The 19,541-nt window shown below is 65.9% G+C and carries 24 protein-coding genes and 1 riboswitch; of the genes, 13 read left to right on the forward strand and 11 right to left on the reverse strand.

What is annotated here, in order from left to right; all coding sequences use genetic code 11:
* Positions 1 to 18: 18 nt before the first annotated feature.
* From ATY02_RS18105 to ATY02_RS18115, 3 genes are all read right to left on the reverse strand, one after another.
* Positions 19 to 921, reverse strand: a complete 903-nt coding sequence (locus tag ATY02_RS18105) for an alpha/beta fold hydrolase (protein WP_068583836.1) — start codon at positions 919 to 921, stop codon at positions 19 to 21.
* Complete coding sequence (locus ATY02_RS18110) at positions 918 to 1,562, reverse strand: DUF2239 family protein (RefSeq protein ID WP_068583834.1); 645 nt, start codon at positions 1,560 to 1,562, stop codon at positions 918 to 920. The genes ATY02_RS18105 and ATY02_RS18110 overlap by 4 nt, the downstream gene beginning before the upstream one ends.
* A 96-nt stretch (positions 1,563 to 1,658) precedes the next feature.
* Positions 1,659 to 1,877, reverse strand: a complete 219-nt coding sequence (locus ATY02_RS18115; protein WP_068583831.1) for a DUF3079 domain-containing protein — start codon at positions 1,875 to 1,877, stop codon at positions 1,659 to 1,661.
* Positions 1,878 to 2,209: 332 nt separating this feature from the next.
* Between ATY02_RS18115 and ATY02_RS18120 the strand changes: the two genes are divergently transcribed.
* Both ATY02_RS18120 and ATY02_RS18125 read left to right on the forward strand, forming a co-directional pair.
* A complete protein-coding gene (locus ATY02_RS18120; RefSeq protein WP_068583830.1) occupies positions 2,210 to 2,611 on the forward strand; it encodes a hypothetical protein in 402 nt (133 codons plus the stop codon).
* A 71-nt stretch (positions 2,612 to 2,682) separates the two neighbouring features.
* A complete protein-coding gene (locus ATY02_RS18125) occupies positions 2,683 to 3,237 on the forward strand; it encodes a UPF0149 family protein (protein ID WP_068583826.1) in 555 nt (184 codons plus the stop codon).
* 45 nt (positions 3,238 to 3,282) lie between these two features.
* On the opposite strand, the gene ATY02_RS18130 is transcribed toward ATY02_RS18125, so the two are convergent.
* From ATY02_RS18130 to ATY02_RS18155, 6 genes are all read right to left on the reverse strand, one after another.
* Positions 3,283 to 3,627, reverse strand: a complete 345-nt coding sequence (locus ATY02_RS18130; protein ID WP_068583823.1) for a hypothetical protein — start codon at positions 3,625 to 3,627, stop codon at positions 3,283 to 3,285.
* A gap of 36 nt (positions 3,628 to 3,663) precedes the next feature.
* Positions 3,664 to 3,972 carry a hypothetical protein gene (locus tag ATY02_RS18135; RefSeq protein ID WP_228022198.1) on the reverse strand — a complete coding sequence of 103 codons (309 nt, stop codon included), beginning with the start codon at positions 3,970 to 3,972 and terminating at the stop codon, positions 3,664 to 3,666.
* A gap of 10 nt (positions 3,973 to 3,982) precedes the next feature.
* Positions 3,983 to 4,462 (reverse strand): surface-adhesin E family protein, encoded by a 480-nt coding sequence (locus ATY02_RS18140; protein WP_068583820.1) that lies wholly within the window; start codon positions 4,460 to 4,462, stop codon positions 3,983 to 3,985.
* A complete protein-coding gene (locus tag ATY02_RS18145; protein WP_068583819.1) occupies positions 4,459 to 5,103 on the reverse strand; it encodes a hypothetical protein in 645 nt (214 codons plus the stop codon). The genes ATY02_RS18140 and ATY02_RS18145 overlap by 4 nt, the downstream gene beginning before the upstream one ends.
* A gap of 98 nt (positions 5,104 to 5,201) precedes the next feature.
* Entirely contained in the window at positions 5,202 to 5,987 is a 786-nt protein-coding gene (locus tag ATY02_RS18150; RefSeq protein ID WP_068583922.1) for a PhzF family phenazine biosynthesis protein, read from the reverse strand.
* A 5-nt stretch (positions 5,988 to 5,992) separates the two neighbouring features.
* Positions 5,993 to 6,688 carry a helix-turn-helix transcriptional regulator gene (locus ATY02_RS18155; protein ID WP_124346623.1) on the reverse strand — a complete coding sequence of 232 codons (696 nt, stop codon included), beginning with the start codon at positions 6,686 to 6,688 and terminating at the stop codon, positions 5,993 to 5,995.
* A 194-nt stretch (positions 6,689 to 6,882) separates the two neighbouring features.
* Here ATY02_RS18155 and ATY02_RS18160 point away from each other — a divergent pair, with 194 nt between their 5' ends.
* The 11 genes from ATY02_RS18160 to ATY02_RS18210 all read left to right on the forward strand — a co-directional run bounded on the left by ATY02_RS18160 (position 6,883) and on the right by ATY02_RS18210 (position 18,300).
* On the forward strand, positions 6,883 to 7,575 hold the full coding sequence (locus tag ATY02_RS18160) for a response regulator transcription factor (protein WP_068583940.1): 693 nt from the start codon (positions 6,883 to 6,885) through the stop codon (positions 7,573 to 7,575).
* Positions 7,575 to 8,912, forward strand: coding sequence for a sensor histidine kinase (locus ATY02_RS18165; RefSeq protein WP_068583938.1), 1,338 nt, complete (start codon positions 7,575 to 7,577; stop codon positions 8,910 to 8,912). The genes ATY02_RS18160 and ATY02_RS18165 overlap by 1 nt, the downstream gene beginning before the upstream one ends.
* Positions 8,913 to 9,051: 139 nt before the next feature.
* Complete coding sequence (locus ATY02_RS18170; RefSeq protein WP_416220687.1) at positions 9,052 to 11,289, forward strand: TonB-dependent siderophore receptor; 2,238 nt, start codon at positions 9,052 to 9,054, stop codon at positions 11,287 to 11,289.
* A gap of 20 nt (positions 11,290 to 11,309) precedes the next feature.
* The gene (locus ATY02_RS18175) at positions 11,310 to 12,227 is read left to right on the forward strand and encodes an alpha/beta hydrolase (protein ID WP_068595899.1); all 918 of its coding nucleotides are present in this window, start codon (positions 11,310 to 11,312) and stop codon (positions 12,225 to 12,227) included.
* An 89-nt stretch (positions 12,228 to 12,316) separates the two neighbouring features.
* Positions 12,317 to 12,934 (forward strand): DNA-3-methyladenine glycosylase family protein, encoded by a 618-nt coding sequence (locus tag ATY02_RS18180; protein ID WP_068584004.1) that lies wholly within the window; start codon positions 12,317 to 12,319, stop codon positions 12,932 to 12,934.
* A complete protein-coding gene (locus ATY02_RS18185; protein ID WP_068584000.1) occupies positions 12,931 to 13,206 on the forward strand; it encodes an Ada metal-binding domain-containing protein in 276 nt (91 codons plus the stop codon). The genes ATY02_RS18180 and ATY02_RS18185 overlap by 4 nt, the downstream gene beginning before the upstream one ends.
* A 142-nt stretch (positions 13,207 to 13,348) precedes the next feature.
* A complete protein-coding gene (locus tag ATY02_RS18190) occupies positions 13,349 to 14,380 on the forward strand; it encodes an AraC family transcriptional regulator (protein WP_068583997.1) in 1,032 nt (343 codons plus the stop codon).
* Between the two features lie 105 nt (positions 14,381 to 14,485).
* Positions 14,486 to 15,592 (forward strand): polyamine ABC transporter substrate-binding protein, encoded by a 1,107-nt coding sequence (locus ATY02_RS18195; RefSeq protein ID WP_068583994.1) that lies wholly within the window; start codon positions 14,486 to 14,488, stop codon positions 15,590 to 15,592.
* 103 nt (positions 15,593 to 15,695) lie between these two features.
* Entirely contained in the window at positions 15,696 to 17,159 is a 1,464-nt protein-coding gene (locus ATY02_RS18200; protein ID WP_068583991.1) for an amidase, read from the forward strand.
* Positions 17,160 to 17,212: 53 nt separating this feature from the next.
* The gene (locus ATY02_RS18205) at positions 17,213 to 17,542 is read left to right on the forward strand and encodes a hypothetical protein (RefSeq protein ID WP_068583988.1); all 330 of its coding nucleotides are present in this window, start codon (positions 17,213 to 17,215) and stop codon (positions 17,540 to 17,542) included.
* A 191-nt stretch (positions 17,543 to 17,733) separates the two neighbouring features.
* Positions 17,734 to 18,300 (forward strand): GNAT family N-acetyltransferase, encoded by a 567-nt coding sequence (locus ATY02_RS18210; RefSeq protein WP_068583985.1) that lies wholly within the window; start codon positions 17,734 to 17,736, stop codon positions 18,298 to 18,300.
* Between the two features lie 15 nt (positions 18,301 to 18,315).
* Here ATY02_RS18210 and ATY02_RS18215 read toward each other — a convergent pair whose 3' ends face one another.
* Both ATY02_RS18215 and ATY02_RS18220 read right to left on the reverse strand, forming a co-directional pair.
* Positions 18,316 to 18,573, reverse strand: coding sequence for a double zinc ribbon domain-containing protein (locus ATY02_RS18215; protein ID WP_083235960.1), 258 nt, complete (start codon positions 18,571 to 18,573; stop codon positions 18,316 to 18,318).
* A gap of 56 nt (positions 18,574 to 18,629) precedes the next feature.
* The gene (locus ATY02_RS18220) at positions 18,630 to 19,202 is read right to left on the reverse strand and encodes a manganese efflux pump MntP family protein (protein WP_068583983.1); all 573 of its coding nucleotides are present in this window, start codon (positions 19,200 to 19,202) and stop codon (positions 18,630 to 18,632) included.
* 5 nt (positions 19,203 to 19,207) lie between these two features.
* Positions 19,208 to 19,378: riboswitch (yybP-ykoY riboswitch) on the reverse strand.
* Between the last annotated feature and the right edge of the window lie 163 nt (positions 19,379 to 19,541).

The following is a 19,541-nucleotide window of genomic DNA, read 5'->3' on the forward strand; positions in this document are numbered from 1 at the left end:
CCACACAACCGGTCGCCCCTAGCACCGCCGCGCCGTGCGCTCGATGGCGGCCAGCACCGATGGCTGGCAGGCCGGTGGCAGGTCATGGCCCATGCCCGGGATCAGCAACCACTCGGCACCGGGGATCGAACGTGCGGTGTCCTCGCCACAGGCCGCAGGTATCAGCGGGTCTTCACTGCCATGCACCACCAGGGTCGGCGCCTGGATGCTGGCCAGCCGAGCCCGGCGATCGCCGGCACAGGCCAAGGCCGCCAACTGGCGCATGAAGCCTGCGGGATTCCAGCCCCGGCGCAACTCCTCCAGCACCAACGCGCGCTGGGCCTGGGCGTCGAACGCCTGGACGGTGCCGGCGATACGCCGGGCCAGGGCCAGGCGCTGGGTGACATGGCCCTCCAGGTCGGTCGCCGGGTCGGCCGCCGGAGCGGTCAGCAAGGCCATGACCTGCGGCGCGGGGGGCGGCAAGGCCGGGTTGCCGCTGCTGGCCATGATCGAGGTCAGCGAGCGCACCCGTCGCGGGTGTTCGCTGGCCAGCACCTGGGCGATCACCCCGCCCATGGAGCGCCCCACCAGGTGGGCCTGCTGGATGCCCAGGGAGTCCAGCAGGCCCAGGGCATCGGTGGCCATGTCGTGCAGGCTGTAGGGCAAGGCCAACGGGTGACCGGCCATCAGGGCCGCGAGGTCCGGAACACCGGCCTCGACCAGGTGCGTCGAAGCGCCGACGTCGCGGTTGTCGAAGCGAATCACCCGGAACCCTCGGGCCGCCAGGTCCTGGCAGAACGCCAACGGCCAACGGACCATCTGGGTGCCGAGGCCAGCGATCAGCAGGATCGTTTCGTCCGCCTCGTCGCCATGGCTGTCCCAGGCCAGCTCGATGCCATTGACCGGGGTACGTTGCAGTGCCGGGCAGCTCGGCGAAATCATTGCCCGGCTCCTTCGTCCACCTCTGCGCCTGCCAGGCGCAGGGCGTAGGCACGGATCGCCTCGGGCCAAGGCTGGAGCTGCTGGCGCAAGCGCTCCAGGTCATCGGCGAACAGGGCCCGTGTCGCTTCCTCGTAGCCCGGAAGGTCCCCGCCCAGTGCCAGCATAAATTGATAGGCCGCTTCCTGGGCCTGGCGCCGTTGTTGCCGAGGGTCGGGATGGCGCTGGGCATCGTCCACCAGGCGCCGCAGCACCGCCGAAGCGCCGCCGGGCTGGCTGGCCAGCCAGTCCCACTGGCGCGGGAGCAGAGTCACCTCGCGCGCGATGACCCCCAACTTGGGACGGCCGCGGCCGCGGACGGTTTCCGCTTCTGGCACGGCTTGCGCGTCGAGGTTGGCGGCCGGGCGATACCGGCCCCGGCCGGGTGGCGGGGTGGCTGCCAGGCGTTGCAACAGATCGTCCGCACTGCCACGCAGATCCAGGTCGATCAGCCGACCCGAGGCGTCATCGAACACCAGCAGCCCGTGGGCTACACCCTCCCGGCTGGCTTGCTGGACGGTCCGGGCGACCTCGACCAATGGGCCGTGGGCCAGCAAGCGCTGGTCCTGGAACGCGGTGACGGGTTTGTGCAATGGATCGGACATGGTGACGGCCTCATGAAAGGAGGCCAAATAATACCCGGGTAATAAAAAAATAAACAATATACCCGGGTAAAATAAATCAGGCGTCAGCCTAGCGGCTCACTGCGGGTCTTTCCCGGGACTTGCCGGCTCACTGTCGGTGGGAGGCGCAAAGCCCCAGTCGCCATGCAGGTACCAATCTTCGCCAAGCATCTCGGCCGGGTGCATGGTGCGATCGGAACCATTGCCGCAGGCCAGGGCATTGGCGGCGCAATAACGGTCACACCCCCAGCAGATGCGCTCGGGGTGCTTGGGGGAAAGAGGAAAAGGCTTGGCCATGACAGCTCCCGATATCAGGGAAGAGACCTGCAAGATAAAACCTCGTACCGGCTGCAACCTTGATCCGCATCAAGCCAGCCATGCCTTGTTTCCAAGCGGCCACAGGGGTCGATGGCAGTGGGCACTAGCCCATTTGTGCTAATCGACTGGCCACAGGAGCCAGGGCTATAGTCCTTCGCGCACGTTCCTTGTGTTCCCCCCCTCTGCACCGCAGCCTTGCGGTGCGAGGGTTCCCTCCCCGTCCTGGTTGCCCGGCACATGCCTGCCGAAGGTGGTTGCGGGACGCAGATTTTTCTCTGAAAGCCCTGGCCAGATCGCTATGATGGATCACCATGAATCCCAGCATCGCCATCCGCCAACCTTGTCCGCCTGGCGCTTGTGTCTGCGAGCGCGAGCAGTTGCTGGACACCCCCGGGGCCGACCTGCGCATCCTCAATCTCACGCGCCAGGAAGAAAAACGCCTGGTCGAGCGCCTGGAGAACCTCAAGGACCTGGCCGACCTGGAGCACATGCAACAGCGGATGTACCAGCAACTGGGCATTCGCCTGGAGATCACTCCCAGCGACAATGAAGTGCGCAGCATGCGCGGCATCACCATCGTCCTGGCCGAGCATCCGGGGCTGTGCCGCAAGACCCGCCAGAACATTCCCGCCGCGATTCGCCGAGCCATGGAAGAGCGCCCGGAAATCGCCTATCGCCTGCTCGATTCCCAAGACCTGCTGCGCGGAACTTAAGGGGCCTAGGCGCTTGCAGCCGTGGCGCCAAGGCTTGAAAATCGCCGCTGTTTTTTCCTGGAATGCCCATCATGCAAAACACCCCTCTGAACGCCGCCGACTTCGAGGCGATCGAAGACACCCTGCTCAAGTACGGCGACGACCACTCGGTGCTCAACCCCTGCGAGCTGGACGGCTACTTCACCGCCCTGGTCTCGGGCCCGGCCCAGGTGGATATCGCCGAATGGTTCCCGGCGATCTGGGGCGGCGAGAACCCGGCCTGGGAAACCCCGCAGGAATGCCGGCAATTCATCGACCTGTGCGTGCGCCACATCAACAGCCTGGCTGAGCAACTCGAGACCGAGGCCGGGGGCTTCAAGGCCCGCTTCGAGGAAACCGAGCACCAGGGGCAGAACCTGTTGCTGGCCGAGGAATGGTGCTTCGGCTACCTGCGTGGAGTGGCGGTAGGCAACTGGCCCACCCTGCCGGCACCACAGATCGCCCTGTTGCAGACCATCATCGACTGCGCCGAACAGGACAACTTCGAACTACCGGCAGACCTGGACATCCCCCGGCACCAGCAGCAGGTGGCGAGCATCGAACCCGCCGCCCGCCAATTGCACCAGTACTGGTCGAGCCAGCGCTAACCAGGCCTCCAGCCCTTGCACTTGCAGGGGCGTGCCTGGGCAGCGTCACTGGAAGCAGCCCTCGCTGGCCTCCAGCAAGTTGAGTAGCAGTTGCTCATCGATCTGCTCGTCGTCCAGGCCAACGGGGCCGGCCTGGTCCGGGTCCGAGATGCACTCCAGCACCCGCAAGGGCAACTGGGCGGCGCCGAAGAACGCCAGGATGTCGCGCACTTCTTGCTCGCGCTGCACATGGTCGTTGTGGAACAGCCAGGCGCTGTAGAACACCCCCTGGGCCCCCTGTCCCAAGTGCTCCCGGGCGATGCGCAACGACATGCCCAGGCGCTGGTGGAGAAATTTCACCAGCGCCAGGTCGGTGCTGGGGGCCATCAAGGCGATACTGATTCTGGACATACTCTGATCCTGCAAAAAAGTCGGTGGGGCTCGACCCTAGTCCGGGCGCCAGGGCTTGACACTTTGCAGATGCCGCTCGATGTCATCCATGTCGTCCTCGCCCAGGGTCAGGTCGAAGGGCTCGGTGAGGATCCTGCGCACCTGCGCCAAACGCCCGGTGACGCGCTCGTTGTCGATGAAGTCGGTGGTTGCGCGCTGGTAGTCCGCCACGGGCTTGTCCACGTAATGGCTGCCCATGCGGTGCAGCGACAGCATGATGAACTCCAGCTGCGCCAGGGCTTGCAGCGCCTGGTCTGCGGTGAGCGTGATCTTGCGGTTGTTCTCGCGTATCGGTCCTGCTGCCATCGCCCTGCCCTCAATCGCCCTGGGGGCCCTTGAACGGCGGCGCGCCCAAGCGTGCCGCATCGATGCCACAGGCCATGTTGCGCAGCTCGCCGATCACCGACTGACGGGGAAAGGCCGCCCATTGCGCGTGGGCCTCCTTGCGCATGACTTCCACGCCCTGGGCGAAGGGCTCGGAGAAATACACCCGGCCCAGTTGCGCCGATTCATCGCGCTCGCAGTTGATGATCCGCACCACCCGCGAGCTGTGGATCAGGGGTTTGGAATCGCCCGGGGCGGTGGGCTTGCTGTAGTTGTTGATCAGGTAGAACTGCCGCAGATGCGGGTTGTTCTGGTACAGGGCCAGGGAGTTGGCCGCGAAGTAAGTCGCCGACTCCGGAGTGTCCAGCACTTTGAACATGGCCTCGGGACGCGCCGCGCCAGCATCGCGGGCCTGGTCATGGGCGCAGCCCGCCAGCAGGAGCAAGCCACCCAGCCACCACAGACGCTTCATTGCGCTGCTCCCTGGGCCATGTCTGGCCGCTCCTGGCGCAACAACGTGGCATCGACGCTGCCTTGCAACGAGCAGAGCATGCGGGTCTTGCCGCCCTCCACGCTGAGCATGAGGATCTTCTCCGCAGAGCCCGGGGCTGGGGCGATCTCGGAAACCGCCGCCGGGTTGTCCTGCCAGGGCGCCTGGGCGCTGGGCTTGATCTGCGGCCGGGAGATGAAGTACTCGCCCGCCTCCTGCCAGCCGGCCTGGGGCATGGCGGCCATCACCGCTTCCCGGCTGGCATCGATCTCCAGGCCCCAGAAGTAGTAGATGCCCTCGCTGCCCAGGTCGAACACGCTGTCGTAGTAGCCGGTCAGCTTCAGGCCCTTGTCTTGCAGCGGGCGGGAGAAGGTGGCGGTGGAGGTCGCATTGTCATGCCGGTCGGGTACCGGAATCCAGGCGATGCCTTGCTGGTCGTCGTGCTTGAGGGCCACTACCCGGCCGAGCTCGGCGCGCTGCTGGTACAGGTCCTTGAAGAACGCCGGCTGGCATTGCATCAGGCTGTCGCTCAGGCTGGCCGCCAGCGAGCTACCAGCCCACAGGCTCAACACGAGTGCCAGGGGCTTGGGTGAATGGCGGGAGATGGCGCGAATCAAATCCATTGTCAGAAGCTTCCGGGTCAGGCGAAAAAATCGCGACTCTAAACCTCGCCAGCTTCCGACACAAATACTCCCGGGAGCCCAGGCTCCCGGGAACCGCCTCAGAGGAAAATGCTGCCACGCAGGTACAGCGCGCCATGGCCGCTGATGATCACCCGCCCGTTGTCCAGCACCTGGCAGTGCAATTGGCCCTTGCGCGCCCCACCCTGCTGCGCCCGCAGCTGGCTCTTGCCCAGGCGCTCGGCCCAATAGGGGGCCAGCGAGGTGTGGGCGGAACCGGTGACCGGGTCCTCGTTGACCCCGACGCTGGGACCGAACCAGCGGGAAACGAAATCGAATTCCCGGGACGGCGCGGTCACCGCGATGCCTCGCACGCCGAACTGGGCCAGGGCCACGAAGTCCGGCTTGAGTTCATCCAGCAGGCGCTCGTCGTCCACCACCAGCAGGTAGTCGTCGGTGCGATACAGCGCCTCGGCCCGATTCAAGCCCAGGGCTTGCAACAAGGCTGCGGGGATCTCCACCGCTTCGGGCTGCTTGGCCGGGAAGTCCATGGACAGCAAGCCACCCTCGCGGCTGACGCGCAACTCGCCACTGCGGGTGAAAAAGCGCAGCACATCGCGCTGCTCGCCCAATTGCTCGAACAGTAACCAGGCCGCTGCCAGGGTGGCATGGCCGCACAGGTCGACCTCTACCGTGGGGGTGAACCAGCGCAGCTCGAATCCCTCGTCCTTGGGCACGAAGTAGGCGGTTTCGGACAGGTTGTTCTCCTCGGCGATGCGTTGCAGCACCACGTCCGGCAGCCAGGCCTGCAGCGGGCAGACCGCCGCCGGGTTGCCGCCGAAGACACTGGAGGTAAAGGCATCCACTTGAAAGATATCGATCTGCATCGCGGTCATTCCTCAGCGCCTTGGGCGCGGATCTGGTCCAGGTAGTTGTAGATGGTGTAGCGAGTCACGCCGAGGGCCGCAGCGGCCTTCTCGATCCCGCCCTTGACGATGAACAGGCCGCGCTCCTGCATCTGGCGCACGGCTTCGAGCTTGTGCTGCTTGGTCAACCGCGCCCCGGGCTCCGGACAGGCCGCCTGGATGATCTGGGCCAGCAGTTGCTCCATGTCCTGGGGCTCATCGCCCCGTGGCTCCGGCGCACTGCCCAGGCCCAGCATCTGCCCCAGGCAGGCATGGGCCGCGGCGATCCCACTCAGGTCGCTGTTGCTGCACAGGCTGGCGAACGGTTGCCCGCCGCTGTCGCGAAAGACCACGGTGGAGCTGCGCAGCTCGCGGCCATCGGGCGCCAGGGTCGGGTAGTTCTCCAGCACCAGCGGGGTGCTGCCGGAGCGGTCGTGCAAGGCCCGCAGCACCGCGGCGAAGCCCAGGTCCTGGCGCGGTCCGCCCAGCACCGGGCCACCGACCCGGCGCCCGGTGACATGGCCGTTGGCGATAGCGATGATCGAGCGCTCGGGCTGGTCAAGATCGTGCAGGACGATCTCCACATGGGGCCCCACCACACCGGCCAGCATCTGCAAGGTACTGCGCAGCACCTGCAGGACCAGTTGGCGCTCGGCCAGGACGGCGGAAGAAGGCTGGTTCATGGACACTCCGGGAAAAATCTTCGGCGAAAAATATCAACGCAATGTTGAATATTCAACTTTTTGTTTACCTGACCTCGATCAGCCCTGGCCATCATGGCAATTGCATCGCCAGGGGCATTGCTGCAATATTCGCGGATGTAAAACGTTCTCATTTAAGCCTTTTCTCCAGCCGCTTGCGCAAAGTACCCCACCCCATGACCCCCAATCTGCTTCTCGTGGAAGACGACGCCCGGCTGCGCCAGGACCTTGACCGGCATTTCCGCCAGCGCGGCTTCGCCGTCAGCGCCTGCATCGATGGCCACGAAGGACTGGCGACGCTGCGCGCCGGGCACTTCGACCTGGTACTGCTGGACATCATGCTGCCCGGCCTCGATGGCCTGGCCCTGCTCGATACCCTGCGCCACGAACAAGGCATCCCGGTGATGCTGATGTCGGCCCTGGGCGCCGAGCAGGACCGCATCACCGGGTTCACCCGGGGCGCCGACGACTACCTGCCCAAGCCCTTTAGCCTGGCCGAGCTGGATGCCCGGGTCGATGCGCTGCTACGGCGCATGGCCCGGGTCCAGCCGCCCCCCAGCCAACGCCAGGACCCTTTGCTCGCCTTCGACGAGCAGGCCCAGGACGTGCTCAGCCAAGGCCGCGCCGCCGGCCTCACCGGCTCCGAATACCGCCTGCTGGTGACCCTGCGCGAGCATCCCGGGCAGACCCTGAGCAAACCCTTCCTCTACCAGCAGGTGCTGCACCGCATCTACACCCGCCTGGATCGCGGCCTGGACGTACACGTCTGCAACCTGCGGCGCAAGCTGGCCGAAATTGGCGTACAGCACTTGCAGATCCAGGCCGTGCGCGGTGCCGGCTACATCCTGGTACAAGCGGACCGCTGCTGATGCGCCGCCACCCCCTGTTGTGGAAGCTGGCGCTGTTGCAGATCGGCTTCTGCCTGCTGCTGACCTGGATCATCTGGACCTGGGGCCTGTCGGCCGAACGCAGCACTTACTTTCTCGACCCGGCCGACCGCCAGTACCTGGCCAGCTATGCGCAACAGGCCGAAAGCGCCTGGCGCCAGGACGGCGCGGCCGGGGTCGACGCCTTCCAGCGCCAGCTGGCCGCCCGGGAACACACCTGGGTCGCGGTGATCGGCGAGCGCCTGCAAAGCCTCGGCAGTACGCCCTTGAGCGCCGAGGAGGCCAGCCACCTGACCTTCATGCGCAAGCTGGACTGGCCCATGAGCCGGCGCCTGCAGGACGAGTTGCCCTATGTCAGCATCCAGTTCCCGGAGCATCCCGAACAGGGCCGGCTGGTGCTGCAACTGCCCGAACGCCTGCTGCCCAGCGGCCTCACGCCCTGGACCCACGTGCTCAGCCACGGGGTGGTGCCGACCTTGCTGGCCGCCCTGCTCGGCTTGTTGCTCTACCGTCATCTGGTGCTGCCGTTGAACCGCCTGCGCGACCGCGCCGATGCCCTGCGCGCCGACGACCTGGAGAGCCCGGGCCTGGGTACGCCCCTGGCCCGGCGCAGCGACGAACTCGGCGAACTGGCCCTGGCCTTCGAACACATGGCCGAGCGCCTGCGCCAGAGCCTGGCCCAGCAACGCCTGCTGCTGCGGACTTTGTCCCATGAGCTGCGCACGCCCCTGGCCCGCCTGCGCATCGCTCATGACAGCCGGCTACCGCCGGAGCAACTACGCCAACGCCTGGACCGCGAGATCCTCGACATGCAGCGCCTGCTGGAGGACACCCTGGACCTGGCCTGGCTCGACACCGAACGCCCGCAACTGTCCACCGAGCCGGTACAGGTGTTGTCGATCTGGGAGGCCCTGCGCGAAGACGCCTGTTTCGAGAGCGGCTGGAACCTGGAGCGCCTGCCCTGCCTGCTGGACGCCGATTGCCGGGTCCAGGTGCACCTGGACAGCATTGCCCAGGCCCTGGAGAACCTGTTGCGCAACGCCATCCGTTACTCCCCCGAGGGCGGCCGGGTCAGTCTGCGCGGCTGGCGCGAGGGCAGCCACTGGCACCTGTGCCTGGAGGATGAGGGCCCAGGGGTCGCCGAACAGGACCTGCAGCGGATCTTCCAGCCCTACCAGCGCCTGGGCTCGGCCCAGGGCGAGGGTTTCGGCCTGGGCCTGGCCATCGCCCAGCGCGCCGTGGAGTTGCACCAGGGGCGGATCTGGGCCAGCAACGGCCACCCGGGATTGTGCATGCACCTGCTGTTGCCGGCCGCCTGAAAGCAGGCTGTGCCAGCCCGTAGTCCGCCCCGTTACCGCCGAAGTGTTTAGAAAGTTAATGCGCTTTACTCGCAAATAGCAGTCATTATCATTCGTGATCTTCCTGTTCCAGCTTCCGTCCCGGAGATCACCGATGTCCATGCGCTCGATGCGTCCTTTCGCTCCCTTCCTGCTGTCCAGCTGCTGCCTGCTCAGCCATGCCGTCCAGGCGGCCAATGCCGAGGCGCCGCAGCCGGTCCTGGAACTCCAGCCCCAGAGCATCGTCGCCACCGCCAAGGAAGAGACCAAGCAGGCCCCGGGGGTCTCGGTGATCACCGCCGAGGACATCCAGAAGCGCCCGCCGGCCAACGACCTGTCGCAGATCATCCGCACCATGCCCGGAGTCAACCTCACCGGTAACTCCACCAGTGGCCAGCGCGGCAACAACCGGCAGATCGACATCCGTGGCATGGGCCCGGAAAACACCCTGATCCTGGTGGACGGCAAGCCGGTGGGCAGCCGCAACTCGGTGCGCTATGGCTGGCGCGGCGAGCGCGATACCCGGGGCGACACTAACTGGGTGCCGGCCGACCAGGTGGAGCGCATCGAGGTGATCCGTGGCCCGGCCGCCGCCCGCTACGGCAACGGCGCCGCCGGTGGGGTGGTCAACATCATCACCAAGCAGGCCGGCAGCCAGACCCACGGCAATGCCACGCTCTACAGCTCGTTCCCCGCCCACAAGGACGAAGGCGCGACCCAGCGCATGAGCTTCGGCCTCAACGGCCCCCTGACCGACACACTCAGCTACCGGGTCTACGGTAACGTGGCCCGCACCGACTCCGACGACGCCGACATCAACGCCGGCCATGAGTCGCTGCGCACCGGCAAGCAGGCCGGCACCCTGCCCGCCGGCCGCGAAGGCGTGCGCAACAAGGACCTCAACGGCCTCTTGAGCTGGCAGCTGACCCCGGACCAGAGCCTGGACTTCGAAGCCGGCTTCAGCCGCCAGGGCAACATCTATACCGGCGATACCCAAAACACCAACAGCAACAAGACCGTGAAGAACCTCCTGGGCCACGAGACCAACCGCACCTACCGCCAGACGTACTCGCTGACCCACCGCGGCGAGTGGGACTTCGGCAGCTCCATGGCCTACCTGCAATACGAGAAGACCCGCAACAGCCGGATCAACGAAGGCCTGGCCGGCGGTACCGAAGGCATCTTCAGCGACGCCAACTTCTACACCTCGGTGCTGCGCGACCTGAGCGCCCATGGCGAACTCAACCTGCCGCTGCACGCAGGCTTCGAGCAGACCCTGACCCTGGGCAGCGAGTGGTCGCAGCAAAAGCTCGACGACCCCAGCTCCAACACCCAGGACACCAAGGAGGCCGGCGCCATTCCCGGCCTGACCTCGAACAACCGCAGCAGCCAGATCAGCGCGCAGATCTTCTCGCTGTTCGCCGAAGACAACATCGAGCTGGCGCCCGGCACCATGCTCACCCCCGGCTTGCGCTTCGATCACCACAGCATCGTCGGCGACAACTGGAGCCCGTCGCTGAACCTGTCCCATGCCTTAAGCGACAGCCTGACCCTCAAGGCCGGTATCGCGCGGGCCTACAAGGCGCCGAACCTGTACCAGCTCAACCCCGACTACCTGCTCTACAGCCGTGGCCAGGGCTGCTACGGCCAGACCACCAGCTGCTACCTGCGGGGCAACGACAAGCTGGGGGCGGAAACCAGCGTCAACAAGGAACTGGGCCTGGAATACAAGGCCGACGGCTGGGTGGCCGGCCTGACCTACTTCCGCAACGACTACAAGAACAAGGTCGAGTCGGGCCTGGCGCCCACCGGCCGGGCCAGCGGTGGCAGTTCGGCGCTGTACAAGAACGCCGCGGTGTATGAGTGGGAAAACGTGCCCAAGGCCGTGGTCGAAGGCCTGGAAGGCACCCTGACCGTGCCCCTGGCCAGTCAGCTGACCTGGAACAACAACTTCACCTACATGCTGCAATCGAAGAACAAGGAGACCGGCGACTACCTCTCGGTGACCCCGCGCTTCACCCTCAACTCGATGCTCGATTGGCAAGCCACCCAGGACCTGTCGCTGCAGATGAACGTGGCCTGGTACGGCAAGCAGACGCCAAAGAAATTCGACTACCACGGCGACCGGGTCACCGGCAGCGCCACCCAGCAACTGGCCCCCTACGCCATCGCCGGCATCAGCGGCACTTACGCCCTGACCCGCAACCTGAGCCTGACCGCCGGGGTCGACAACCTGTTCGACAAGCGCCTGTATCGCGAAGGCAATGCCCAGGGCGTGGTGGATATCGCCGGGGCCGGCGCCGCCACCTACAACGAACCGGGACGCACCCTGTACACCAGCCTGAGCGCGTCGTTCTAAGCCCATAACGAGAAAGCCTGATGAGAACCACGACCTTGCGCCTGGCCCTGGGCTGGGCGCTGGCCGCCGCCAGTTGCCTGGCGATGGCCCAACCGGCTCCCGAGCAGCGGATGGACAGCAGCCTGCTGCAACGCCAGGACCTGCCCTATCGCTTCAGCAGCCTGCAACTGGATTCCACCGACGGCCAGCGGCACTACCAGGTATGGATCGGCCAGCCGCTCAAGGCCGCCCCCGAGCACGGCTACCCGGTGCTGTGGATGCTCGATGGCAACGCCGCCATCGGCGCCCTCGATGCGCAGCAGCTCAAGCAACTGGACCCACCCCCACTGCTGGTGGCAGTGGGTTACCAGACCCCGCTACGCATCGAGCGCACGGCCAGGACCTACGACTACACCCCGTACCAACCCGGCCGCCAGGAGCAGCAGGACCCCTTGACCGGCCAACCCAGCGGTGGCGGCGAAGCGTTCCTGCAACTGTTGCGCGAGCGCCTGCGCCCAGCGGTGGCCGCCCGGGTAGCGATCGACCCTGCGCAGCAGACCTTGTGGGGGCACTCCTATGGTGGCCTGTTGGTGCTGCAGGCATTGTTCCAGCGTCCCGGGGAGTTTCGTCACTACGCCGCCGCCAGCCCCTCATTGTGGTGGGGCGATGGGCTGATCCTCGACCAGGCCCGGGGGCTGGCTGAGCGCATGCAGGGGCATCGGGCACAGCTGCTGCTGATGCGCGGTGATGCCGAGCCGGGGGACCCACGCCAGGCCCCGGCTTCGTACCCAGCCCCGGGGGCCGACCTGCGGGCCCGGCAGTTACGCGAGCAACTGGCGCCGGTTCCCGGCCTGGCCCTGGACTTCCATACCTTCGAGACGCTCGGCCATGGCCAGACCTTGGCCGCGTCCCTGCACTATGTGCTGGAGCGCCTGTACTTGCCCCCGGACCAGCCTTGAACCACGAATTCCAGCGCAAGGGACCGGGTGCCAGGACCGCCGCCAGCGGCTAACCTGCCAGGCATCCCGACCCTTGCCCCGGATCACCGATGCCCGCCAGCCCCGATTTCGCCAGCACCTTCCTCGCCGCCCTGGATGCCGACTGGGCCCGGCATATCGCCGCCATCGGCCCCTGCCTGCACCAGCCCCGGCCGGAACGCGAGCCCTACCAGGCGCTGGTGCGCGCGGTGGCCTACCAGCAATTGCATGCCAAGGCCGGCGACGCGATCCTCGCCCGGCTGCGGGCGCTGTTTCCCGGCCAGGACTTTCCCAGCCCCAGGCAGCTCTGCGCAAGCAGCACTGAACAGCTGCGTGGCTGCGGTTTTTCCGCGCGCAAGGCGGCCACCCTGCACGGCATCGCCCAGGCCACCCTGGACGGCCTGGTGCCGTCGGCGGACGCCGCACGGGAGCTGGACGACCAACACCTGATCGAACGGCTGACGCAATTGCCCGGGATCGGGCGCTGGACCGTGGAAATGCTGTTGATCTACAGCCTGGAGCGCGCAGATGTGCTGCCGGTGGACGACTTCGGCGTGCGCGAGGGTTACCGGCGCCTCAAGGGCCTGGAACACCAGCCCAGCCCGCGCCAGATGCGTGAACTGGGCCAGGCCTGGAGTCCCTGGCGCACCACCGCCGCCTGGTACCTGTGGCGGGTACCGGTGTCATGAGCGACCCGGCAGTGCGGCACTGGACCCTGCTGGACCGCCACGGCCAGCCCTGGTCCAGCCCCTGCCCCGGGACCCTGGGCGGTCATCGGCGCAGCCGCATCTATGGCCGCCTGGACTGCCCCTGTGCCCTGGCCGCCATCGCCCGTGGCGGCTACGTACGCCACCGGGTGTTCTTCCTCGACGAGGCCACGGCGCTCGCCGCCGGCTACCGGCCTTGCGCCCGCTGCCTGCCCAGGCTCTATAAGGCCTGGCGCCACTCCGTGAATCGCTGAACCGGCAGGCACCTGCCAGGCTCTGGCAGCGATCCGGAGGAGAACTTGCCGGTATCTGTCGTGGAACGTCGCACCGTCGATTGAACCGCCGGCGCGTAACCCCTAAAGTCACGCCTTTCCGATTCCTGCTTCGAGATTGCCGATGGCTGCCCTTCGCCTGACCACCCTGCACACCACCCAAGCAGTACTGGACGCCTTTCGCGACAGCGACGTCCCGACCCAGGTGTTGCTCGAAGGTAGCGGCATCCAGCTGGCGGACCTGGAACTGCCCAACAGCCTGATCAATATCAGCCAGGAAATGCGCGTATTCAGCAATGCCGTGGCCTTTCGCCAGGACCTGGGACTGGTGCTTGGACGCAACCTGCACATCTGCGCCTACGGCATGTTCGGCCTGACCCTGCTGACCAGCGCCACCCTGCGCGAGGGCTGGTCCCTGGCGCTGCGCTACCCGCTGTTGCTGGGCACCTTCTTCCACCTCGACCTGGAACTGCGCGATGGCCTGGCCTGGCTCACCGCCGACCAGTACAGCGAGAGCGAGCTGGAAGTGTTCAACACCGATTTCTGCATGTCGTCCTACCGGGTCACCTGCCAGGACCTGCTGGGCTGTTCGCTGCCACTGCGCGAGGTGCACCTCAAGCACGGGCCGCAGCCCTACCTGGACAGCTACGAGCAAGCCTTCAATTGCCCGGTGCAGTTCAATGCCGGGCGCAACGCCATCGGTTTCGACCCGGAGTGGCTGGACCGGCGCCTGCCCCTGGCGGACCTGGTGACCCAGAACGACATGCTGCAACGCTGCATCCGCCTGAACGAGGAGCTCAGCGCCCGTCCGACCTGGATCGACCAGGTGCGGCGCATCCTCAACGAACAGCTGCACGCCGTGCCGGACTTCGACAGCCTGGCGCGCCAGGTGCACTGCTCCCCCAGCACCCTGCGCCGGCGCCTGCGGGCGCAGGACACCAGCTACCAGCAATTGCTGGACGAGCTGCGCTATACCCGGGCCCGCCAGTTGCTGGAACAGCACAGCCTGCCGGTGTATCGCATCGCCGAAGCCCTGGGGTTCAAGGAGACCGCGAGTTTCCGCCATGCCTTCCAGCGCTGGAGCGGTGTCGCTCCAGGACGGTTCCGGCAACTGGCCGGTCAGCTCGGTCCACTTTCGGACCGTTCGCAAGAATGACGTCAAATATCCCCTATTGACCGTTACCAACATTCTCTGAGCAACGCTTCCGGCGAAAAATGACGTCCGGAACGTTTCGCTTTCTTCAAGACATGGAGTCGTCGCATGAAATCGCTGCATACCGCCCTCACCAGCCTGGCCCTGAGCCTGGCCCTGACCTGCTCTTCCAGCGCGATGGCCGCCCCTGAACGGACGGTGAACATCTTCAACTGGTCGGAATACATCGCCCCCAACACCATCAAGGATTTCCAGGCCAGCAGCGGGATCAAGGTCAAGTACGACATCTTCGAAAGCAATGAAGTGCTGGAAGCCAAGCTGTTCACCGGCAACAGTGGCTACGACGTGGTGGTGCCCTCCAGCGGTTTCGTCAGCAAGCAGATCAACGCCGGTGCCTTCCAGCCCCTGGACCGCAGCCAGCTGCCGAACTGGAAGAACCTCGACCCGGCCGTCATGAAGTTGCTGGAGCAGAACGACCCCGGCAACCGCTACGTGATCCCCTACATGTGGGGCACCAACCTGATCGGCTACAACCGCGACAAGGTCCAGGAACTGCTGGGCAGCGACGCGCCGGTCAACAGCTGGGACCTGGTGTTCAAGGAAGAGAACCTGAAGAAGCTCAGCCAATGCGGCGTGACCTTCCTCGACTCGCCCGCCGAGATGCTGCCCCTGGCCCTGCACTACCTGGGCCTGGACTCCAACAGCCAGAACCCCGAGGACTATCGCAAGGCCGAGGCCCTGTTGCTCAAGCTGCGCCCCTATGTGCGCTACTTCCACAGCGCCAAGTGGATGGGTGATATCGCCAACGGCAATATCTGCGTGGCGGTCGGCTACTCCGGCGGTTTCCTGCAGGCGGCCAACCGTGCCAACGAAGCCAAGAACGGCGTGCACATCGAGATGCGCATTCCCAAGGAAGGCACCCTGGCCTGGATCGATACCGTGGCCATCCCTACCGGCGCCAAGCATGTGGACACGGCCCACGCATTTCTCAACTACCTGATGGAACCGCAAGTCATCGCCTCCATCAGCAATTTCGTCGGCTACCCCAACGGCGTCACGGACTCCAAGGCGTTCATCCAGCAATCGCTGCTGGACAACCCTGACCTGTTTCCCAACGCCCAGACCATGACCCGCCTGTTCCCCCTGGCGCCGCTGCCGGCCAAGGCCGAACGCACCCGGACCCGGACCTGGATCAAGGTCACCAGCGGACGCTGAACCCTTTACCCCGAACACCTTGCGCGCTGGTGCACAACCGGCCCGCAAGCTTTCGCCGCCGACGTGCCCAGCGCAGCCGGCGCCCTTGAAAGAAGAGTTGTCCATGTCGTCAGTCACGCCTAGCCACCCGCCCCTGCACCAGCTGTCGATCGAGGCCTTGCTGCACGGTTTCGCCACCTTGCAGTTCACCCCGGTGGACCTGTTGCGCGACCTGCTGGCCCGCATCGAGCAGCATGAGCCACGGCTCAACGCACTGTGCGCGCGCCAGGATGCGGCGGCGTTGCTGGCCGCCCAGGCCAGTGCCGAGCGCTGGGCCGCCGGGCAACCCATGGGCCGCCTGGACGGCATCGCGGTGCTGGTCAAGGACAACCATGACATCCAGGGCTGGCAGACCCGCAACGGTTCCAGGGCCCTGGCCCATCGCCCGCCCCTGGAGCGCGACTGCGCCCTGGTGGCGCGCCTGCGCGAAGCCGGGGCGATCTTCATCGCCAAGACCACCTTGCCGGAACTGGCTTGTACGCCCCTGACCGACAGCCCCCTGACCGGAGTCACCCGCAATCCGTGGAACCTCGCCCTGCATGCCGCGGGCAGCAGCGGTGGCAGTACCGCTGGGGTGGCGGCCGGTTTTGCCCCGGCCGCCACGGCCAACGACGCGGCCGGCTCGATCCGCACCCCGGCGAGTTTCTGCGGGGTGATCGGCCTCAAGCCCAGCCACGGCCTGGTTTCGACCAGCCCGGCCATCGATCCAGGTGGCATGTCCGCCGAGGGCCCGATCGCCCGCCATGTGCGCGACATCGCCTTGTTGCTGGAGCACATGAGCGCCTATGAGCCCGGCGAGCCCTTTGCCTGGCCCCATGCCCCCCTGGGCTTCCTGGAACGGATCGAGGATGGCGTCCAGGGTTTGCGCATCGCCTTCAGCACCGACCTGGGTTATGCCGCCTATGTCGACCCGCAGATCGCCGCCGCTTGCCTGGCCGCGGCGCGGTGCCTGGAAGAGGCTGGCGCGACGCTGGTGCTGGCCTCGCCGGACATCGGCAATCCAGCGCCCGGCTTCGTGCGTTCCTGGCCCGTGGAAGCGGCCAGCGCGGTGGACCTGGAGATACCCGGGGAGCAACAGCACCTGATGAGCGACTTTCTCCAGCAGACCCAATTGCGGGCCCGCCAGCTCAATGCCCTGGACTACGCCAATGCCGTGCAGGAACGGCATCAGGTTGCGCAGCAGTTGCATGACTTCCTCTGCGACTACGACCTGCTGCTGACCCCGACCGCGGTGGTCGAGCCATTCGCCGTGGAACTGCAGAGCCCGCCCGACTGGCCGCAGCAAGCCAGCAGCATGTGGCAGCCGACCACGTTCCCATTCAACTACAGCCGCCAGCCGGCGCTGAGCATGCCCTGCGGCCTGAGCGCAGCGGGCCTGCCCATCGGTTTGCAGATCGTCGCCCGCTTCGGCCGCGACGACCTGGTACTACGGGCCGCACGGGCCCTGGAAAAACGCCAGTCCATGGAGCTGTTCGCCCATCCCCCTGGGCTGTTGGACGCCACAGACACCCTCGGCACTGGCCAGTAACCCGTACAGCACAACCCGCCGCCCAACGGCAGCGACGGACAAGGAGGTGGACCATGGATTCTTCTAGCAGTTGGTACCAAGACACCCAATTCGAGCATGACATCTACGTGATGATCATCCGCGAGCCCAGCTCGCCAAGCCTCGACCCGCACCAGTCCGGCGCCAGCTACAGCTATGTCGGGCGCCTCACCGGTCAGGGCCAGCACCCATGCTTTTCCCTGCATTTTGCCTGCCCGCCCTATGGCAACGACTACCTGAGCACCGATGCCGCCCTGCAGGCCGGGATGGCCCACGGCCGGGCGCTGATCGAACACTGGCGCACCCGTGGCCGCAAGCCGCTGGCGCAGAACGCCGAAGTCGCCCTGGCCAGCTACAGCAACTGAGGTCCCGGCCCGGACCTTGGGTACGGGCCCAATGCCTCGGTCCTGGCTGGAACATGACCGGTGATCAGCCGTTGCCATGCACCGTTGCGAATATTGATGCCGGTCAAGCACTCCAATCGCCACACAGGTGAACCTGAGGGCAATCAGGGCTGTGGTTGCAGCCCGTTCCTTGCCTCCCAGGAGACTTGACCATGCCCAGCAGCGCTCTCGATATGCTCCCTCATCCGCCGTTCCCGGCGCAGCAAGGCCAGTACTGGATCGACGCCTTGAGCGACGGCAGCCATGTATTGATTCGCCCGTTGCGGCCCCAGGATCGCCAGCGGGAGAAGGCCTTCATCGAAAACCTCTCCCCCGTCACCCGGCACCAGCGCTTCCTGGGCGAGGTCAAGGAAGTGGGCGACCAATTGCTCGATCAGTTGATGGACGTCGGCACGCCACAGCGGGTGGCCTACGTGGCGCTGGTCCACGACAACGGCGAGTTGCGCGAAGTCGGCATCAGTCGCTATGCCCAGGTGGACGACCAGCCCTGGCGCTGCGAGTTCGCCGTGACCATCGCCGATCAATGGCAGGGCAAGGGCCTGGGTGGCCTGCTGATGCAGCACCTGATCGACGAGGCCCGCCACAATGGCTTCCAGCAGATGTACTCGGTCGATTCGGCCACCAACTATGGCATGCGCCGGCTGGCCAAGCTCCTGGGCATGCGCAGCGCCATCGACCCTGACGACGCCACCCAGGTGATCCACAGCCTGGAGCTGTAGCCCCCGCGCCGCGCCTCAGCCCGAGGCGCGGCCACACTGTCCGCAGAACCGCGCGCCAGCCTGCATCGGCGCACCACATTGCCCACACCCTGCTGCACCCAGCGATGCCGCGCATTGCTGGCAAAAGCGTGCGCCCGGCGCATTCATCGCGCGACATTGCCCACACGCATTGCCAGCCCCGACCTGGGGCGAACCGGAACCATGATGGCCACTGCGGGAACCGCCATGCCCAGAACCGTGGTGCCCCATCAGCAAACGTTTGAAAAAGCTCATCTCGATCACTCCGTATTGAGGTGATCGCCAGTAAAAACCCTATAGCTACTAAAGGGTCAAGCCATGGCCGACAAGTGTTCATAGAGAATGGCGCAACCGACGATGATCAGTACCAGGCCGCCCAATGCCTCGGCACGCTGCCCCATGACCGTGCCGATGGCGCGGCCGAGCATGACGCCCAGGGTGACCATGGTCATGGTGGCCAGGCCAATGGCGCTGGCGGCGATCCAGATATTGACGTTGACGAAAGCCAGCCCGACGCCCACGGCCAGCGCATCGATGCTGGTGGCGAACCCGGTGACCGCCAACAACCAGAAGCCATGCTCGCGAGGCTTGTCCGGCTCGGCCTCAGCCTCCAGGCGCAGGCCGTTGTAGATCATGTGCAGGCCCAGCAGCACCAGCAGGCCGAAGGCGATCCAGTGGTCCCAGGCGGCAGCCCATTGGGCCGCTGCCTGGCCAATAAACCAGCCCACCACGGGGGTGATGGCCTCGATGACACCGAATATCAGGCCAATGCGCAGGGCTTCGAGCAGGCGGGGCTTGAACATGGCCGAACCTTTGCCGACCGCGGCAGCGAAGGCATCGGTGGACATGGCGAAGGCCAGGAAAATGATCGAGGCAGGATTCATCTTGAGTCTTCCGGTCGGGCTTGAGTCCACGACATGCCCACGCGCCCGACTTCAGCGCAAGCCTGTCGATGGTCTCACCAACCGAAACGGTGCCCGTACCACGGCAGGTTGCCGAGAGTGTTGATACGGGCTCCACCGCGACAAGCGGTGGCAGGTTACTCCCCAAAGAAGGCCGCAGCTTAACTTGGCCCTTGTGAAAATTTCATTGCTGCCCGGACTTCCCAGCGCCAACCACGCTTCGAGTTAAGAAGCGGTTTAACACTCTTTGACAGTTTCCTGACAAAGCTGCCAAAGACTGGCCACCAGCCCTTCCCTAGCATTCACCCATCCAATTTGCGC

The sequence above is a fragment of the Pseudomonas sp. BIOMIG1BAC genome (assembly GCF_001705995.2).
GTDB classification, from domain to species: Bacteria; Pseudomonadota; Gammaproteobacteria; order Pseudomonadales; family Pseudomonadaceae; genus Aquipseudomonas; species Aquipseudomonas sessilinigenes.

Excerpts from the sequence above, each read along its gene's own strand:
- ATY02_RS18105 (WP_068583836.1), bottom strand. The coding sequence starts at position 921 with ATGATTTCGCCGAGCTGCCCGGCACTGCAACGTACCCCGGTCAATGGC.
- ATY02_RS18110 (WP_068583834.1), bottom strand. The coding sequence starts at position 1,562 with ATGTCCGATCCATTGCACAAACCCGTCACCGCGTTCCAGGACCAGCGC.
- ATY02_RS18115 (WP_068583831.1), bottom strand. The coding sequence starts at position 1,877 with ATGGCCAAGCCTTTTCCTCTTTCCCCCAAGCACCCCGAGCGCATCTGC.
- ATY02_RS18120 (WP_068583830.1), top strand. The coding sequence starts at position 2,210 with ATGAATCCCAGCATCGCCATCCGCCAACCTTGTCCGCCTGGCGCTTGT.
- ATY02_RS18125 (WP_068583826.1), top strand. The coding sequence starts at position 2,683 with ATGCAAAACACCCCTCTGAACGCCGCCGACTTCGAGGCGATCGAAGAC.
- ATY02_RS18130 (WP_068583823.1), bottom strand. The coding sequence starts at position 3,627 with ATGTCCAGAATCAGTATCGCCTTGATGGCCCCCAGCACCGACCTGGCG.
- ATY02_RS18135 (WP_228022198.1), bottom strand. The coding sequence starts at position 3,972 with ATGGCAGCAGGACCGATACGCGAGAACAACCGCAAGATCACGCTCACC.
- ATY02_RS18140 (WP_068583820.1), bottom strand. The coding sequence starts at position 4,462 with ATGAAGCGTCTGTGGTGGCTGGGTGGCTTGCTCCTGCTGGCGGGCTGC.
- ATY02_RS18145 (WP_068583819.1), bottom strand. The coding sequence starts at position 5,103 with ATGGATTTGATTCGCGCCATCTCCCGCCATTCACCCAAGCCCCTGGCA.
- ATY02_RS18150 (WP_068583922.1), bottom strand. The coding sequence starts at position 5,987 with ATGCAGATCGATATCTTTCAAGTGGATGCCTTTACCTCCAGTGTCTTC.
- ATY02_RS18155 (WP_124346623.1), bottom strand. The coding sequence starts at position 6,688 with ATGAACCAGCCTTCTTCCGCCGTCCTGGCCGAGCGCCAACTGGTCCTG.
- ATY02_RS18160 (WP_068583940.1), top strand. The coding sequence starts at position 6,883 with ATGACCCCCAATCTGCTTCTCGTGGAAGACGACGCCCGGCTGCGCCAG.
- ATY02_RS18165 (WP_068583938.1), top strand. The coding sequence starts at position 7,575 with ATGCGCCGCCACCCCCTGTTGTGGAAGCTGGCGCTGTTGCAGATCGGC.
- ATY02_RS18170 (WP_416220687.1), top strand. The coding sequence starts at position 9,052 with ATGCGCTCGATGCGTCCTTTCGCTCCCTTCCTGCTGTCCAGCTGCTGC.
- ATY02_RS18175 (WP_068595899.1), top strand. The coding sequence starts at position 11,310 with ATGAGAACCACGACCTTGCGCCTGGCCCTGGGCTGGGCGCTGGCCGCC.
- ATY02_RS18180 (WP_068584004.1), top strand. The coding sequence starts at position 12,317 with ATGCCCGCCAGCCCCGATTTCGCCAGCACCTTCCTCGCCGCCCTGGAT.
- ATY02_RS18185 (WP_068584000.1), top strand. The coding sequence starts at position 12,931 with ATGAGCGACCCGGCAGTGCGGCACTGGACCCTGCTGGACCGCCACGGC.
- ATY02_RS18190 (WP_068583997.1), top strand. The coding sequence starts at position 13,349 with ATGGCTGCCCTTCGCCTGACCACCCTGCACACCACCCAAGCAGTACTG.
- ATY02_RS18195 (WP_068583994.1), top strand. The coding sequence starts at position 14,486 with ATGAAATCGCTGCATACCGCCCTCACCAGCCTGGCCCTGAGCCTGGCC.
- ATY02_RS18200 (WP_068583991.1), top strand. The coding sequence starts at position 15,696 with ATGTCGTCAGTCACGCCTAGCCACCCGCCCCTGCACCAGCTGTCGATC.
- ATY02_RS18205 (WP_068583988.1), top strand. The coding sequence starts at position 17,213 with ATGGATTCTTCTAGCAGTTGGTACCAAGACACCCAATTCGAGCATGAC.
- ATY02_RS18210 (WP_068583985.1), top strand. The coding sequence starts at position 17,734 with ATGCCCAGCAGCGCTCTCGATATGCTCCCTCATCCGCCGTTCCCGGCG.
- ATY02_RS18215 (WP_083235960.1), bottom strand. The coding sequence starts at position 18,573 with ATGAGCTTTTTCAAACGTTTGCTGATGGGGCACCACGGTTCTGGGCAT.
- ATY02_RS18220 (WP_068583983.1), bottom strand. The coding sequence starts at position 19,202 with ATGAATCCTGCCTCGATCATTTTCCTGGCCTTCGCCATGTCCACCGAT.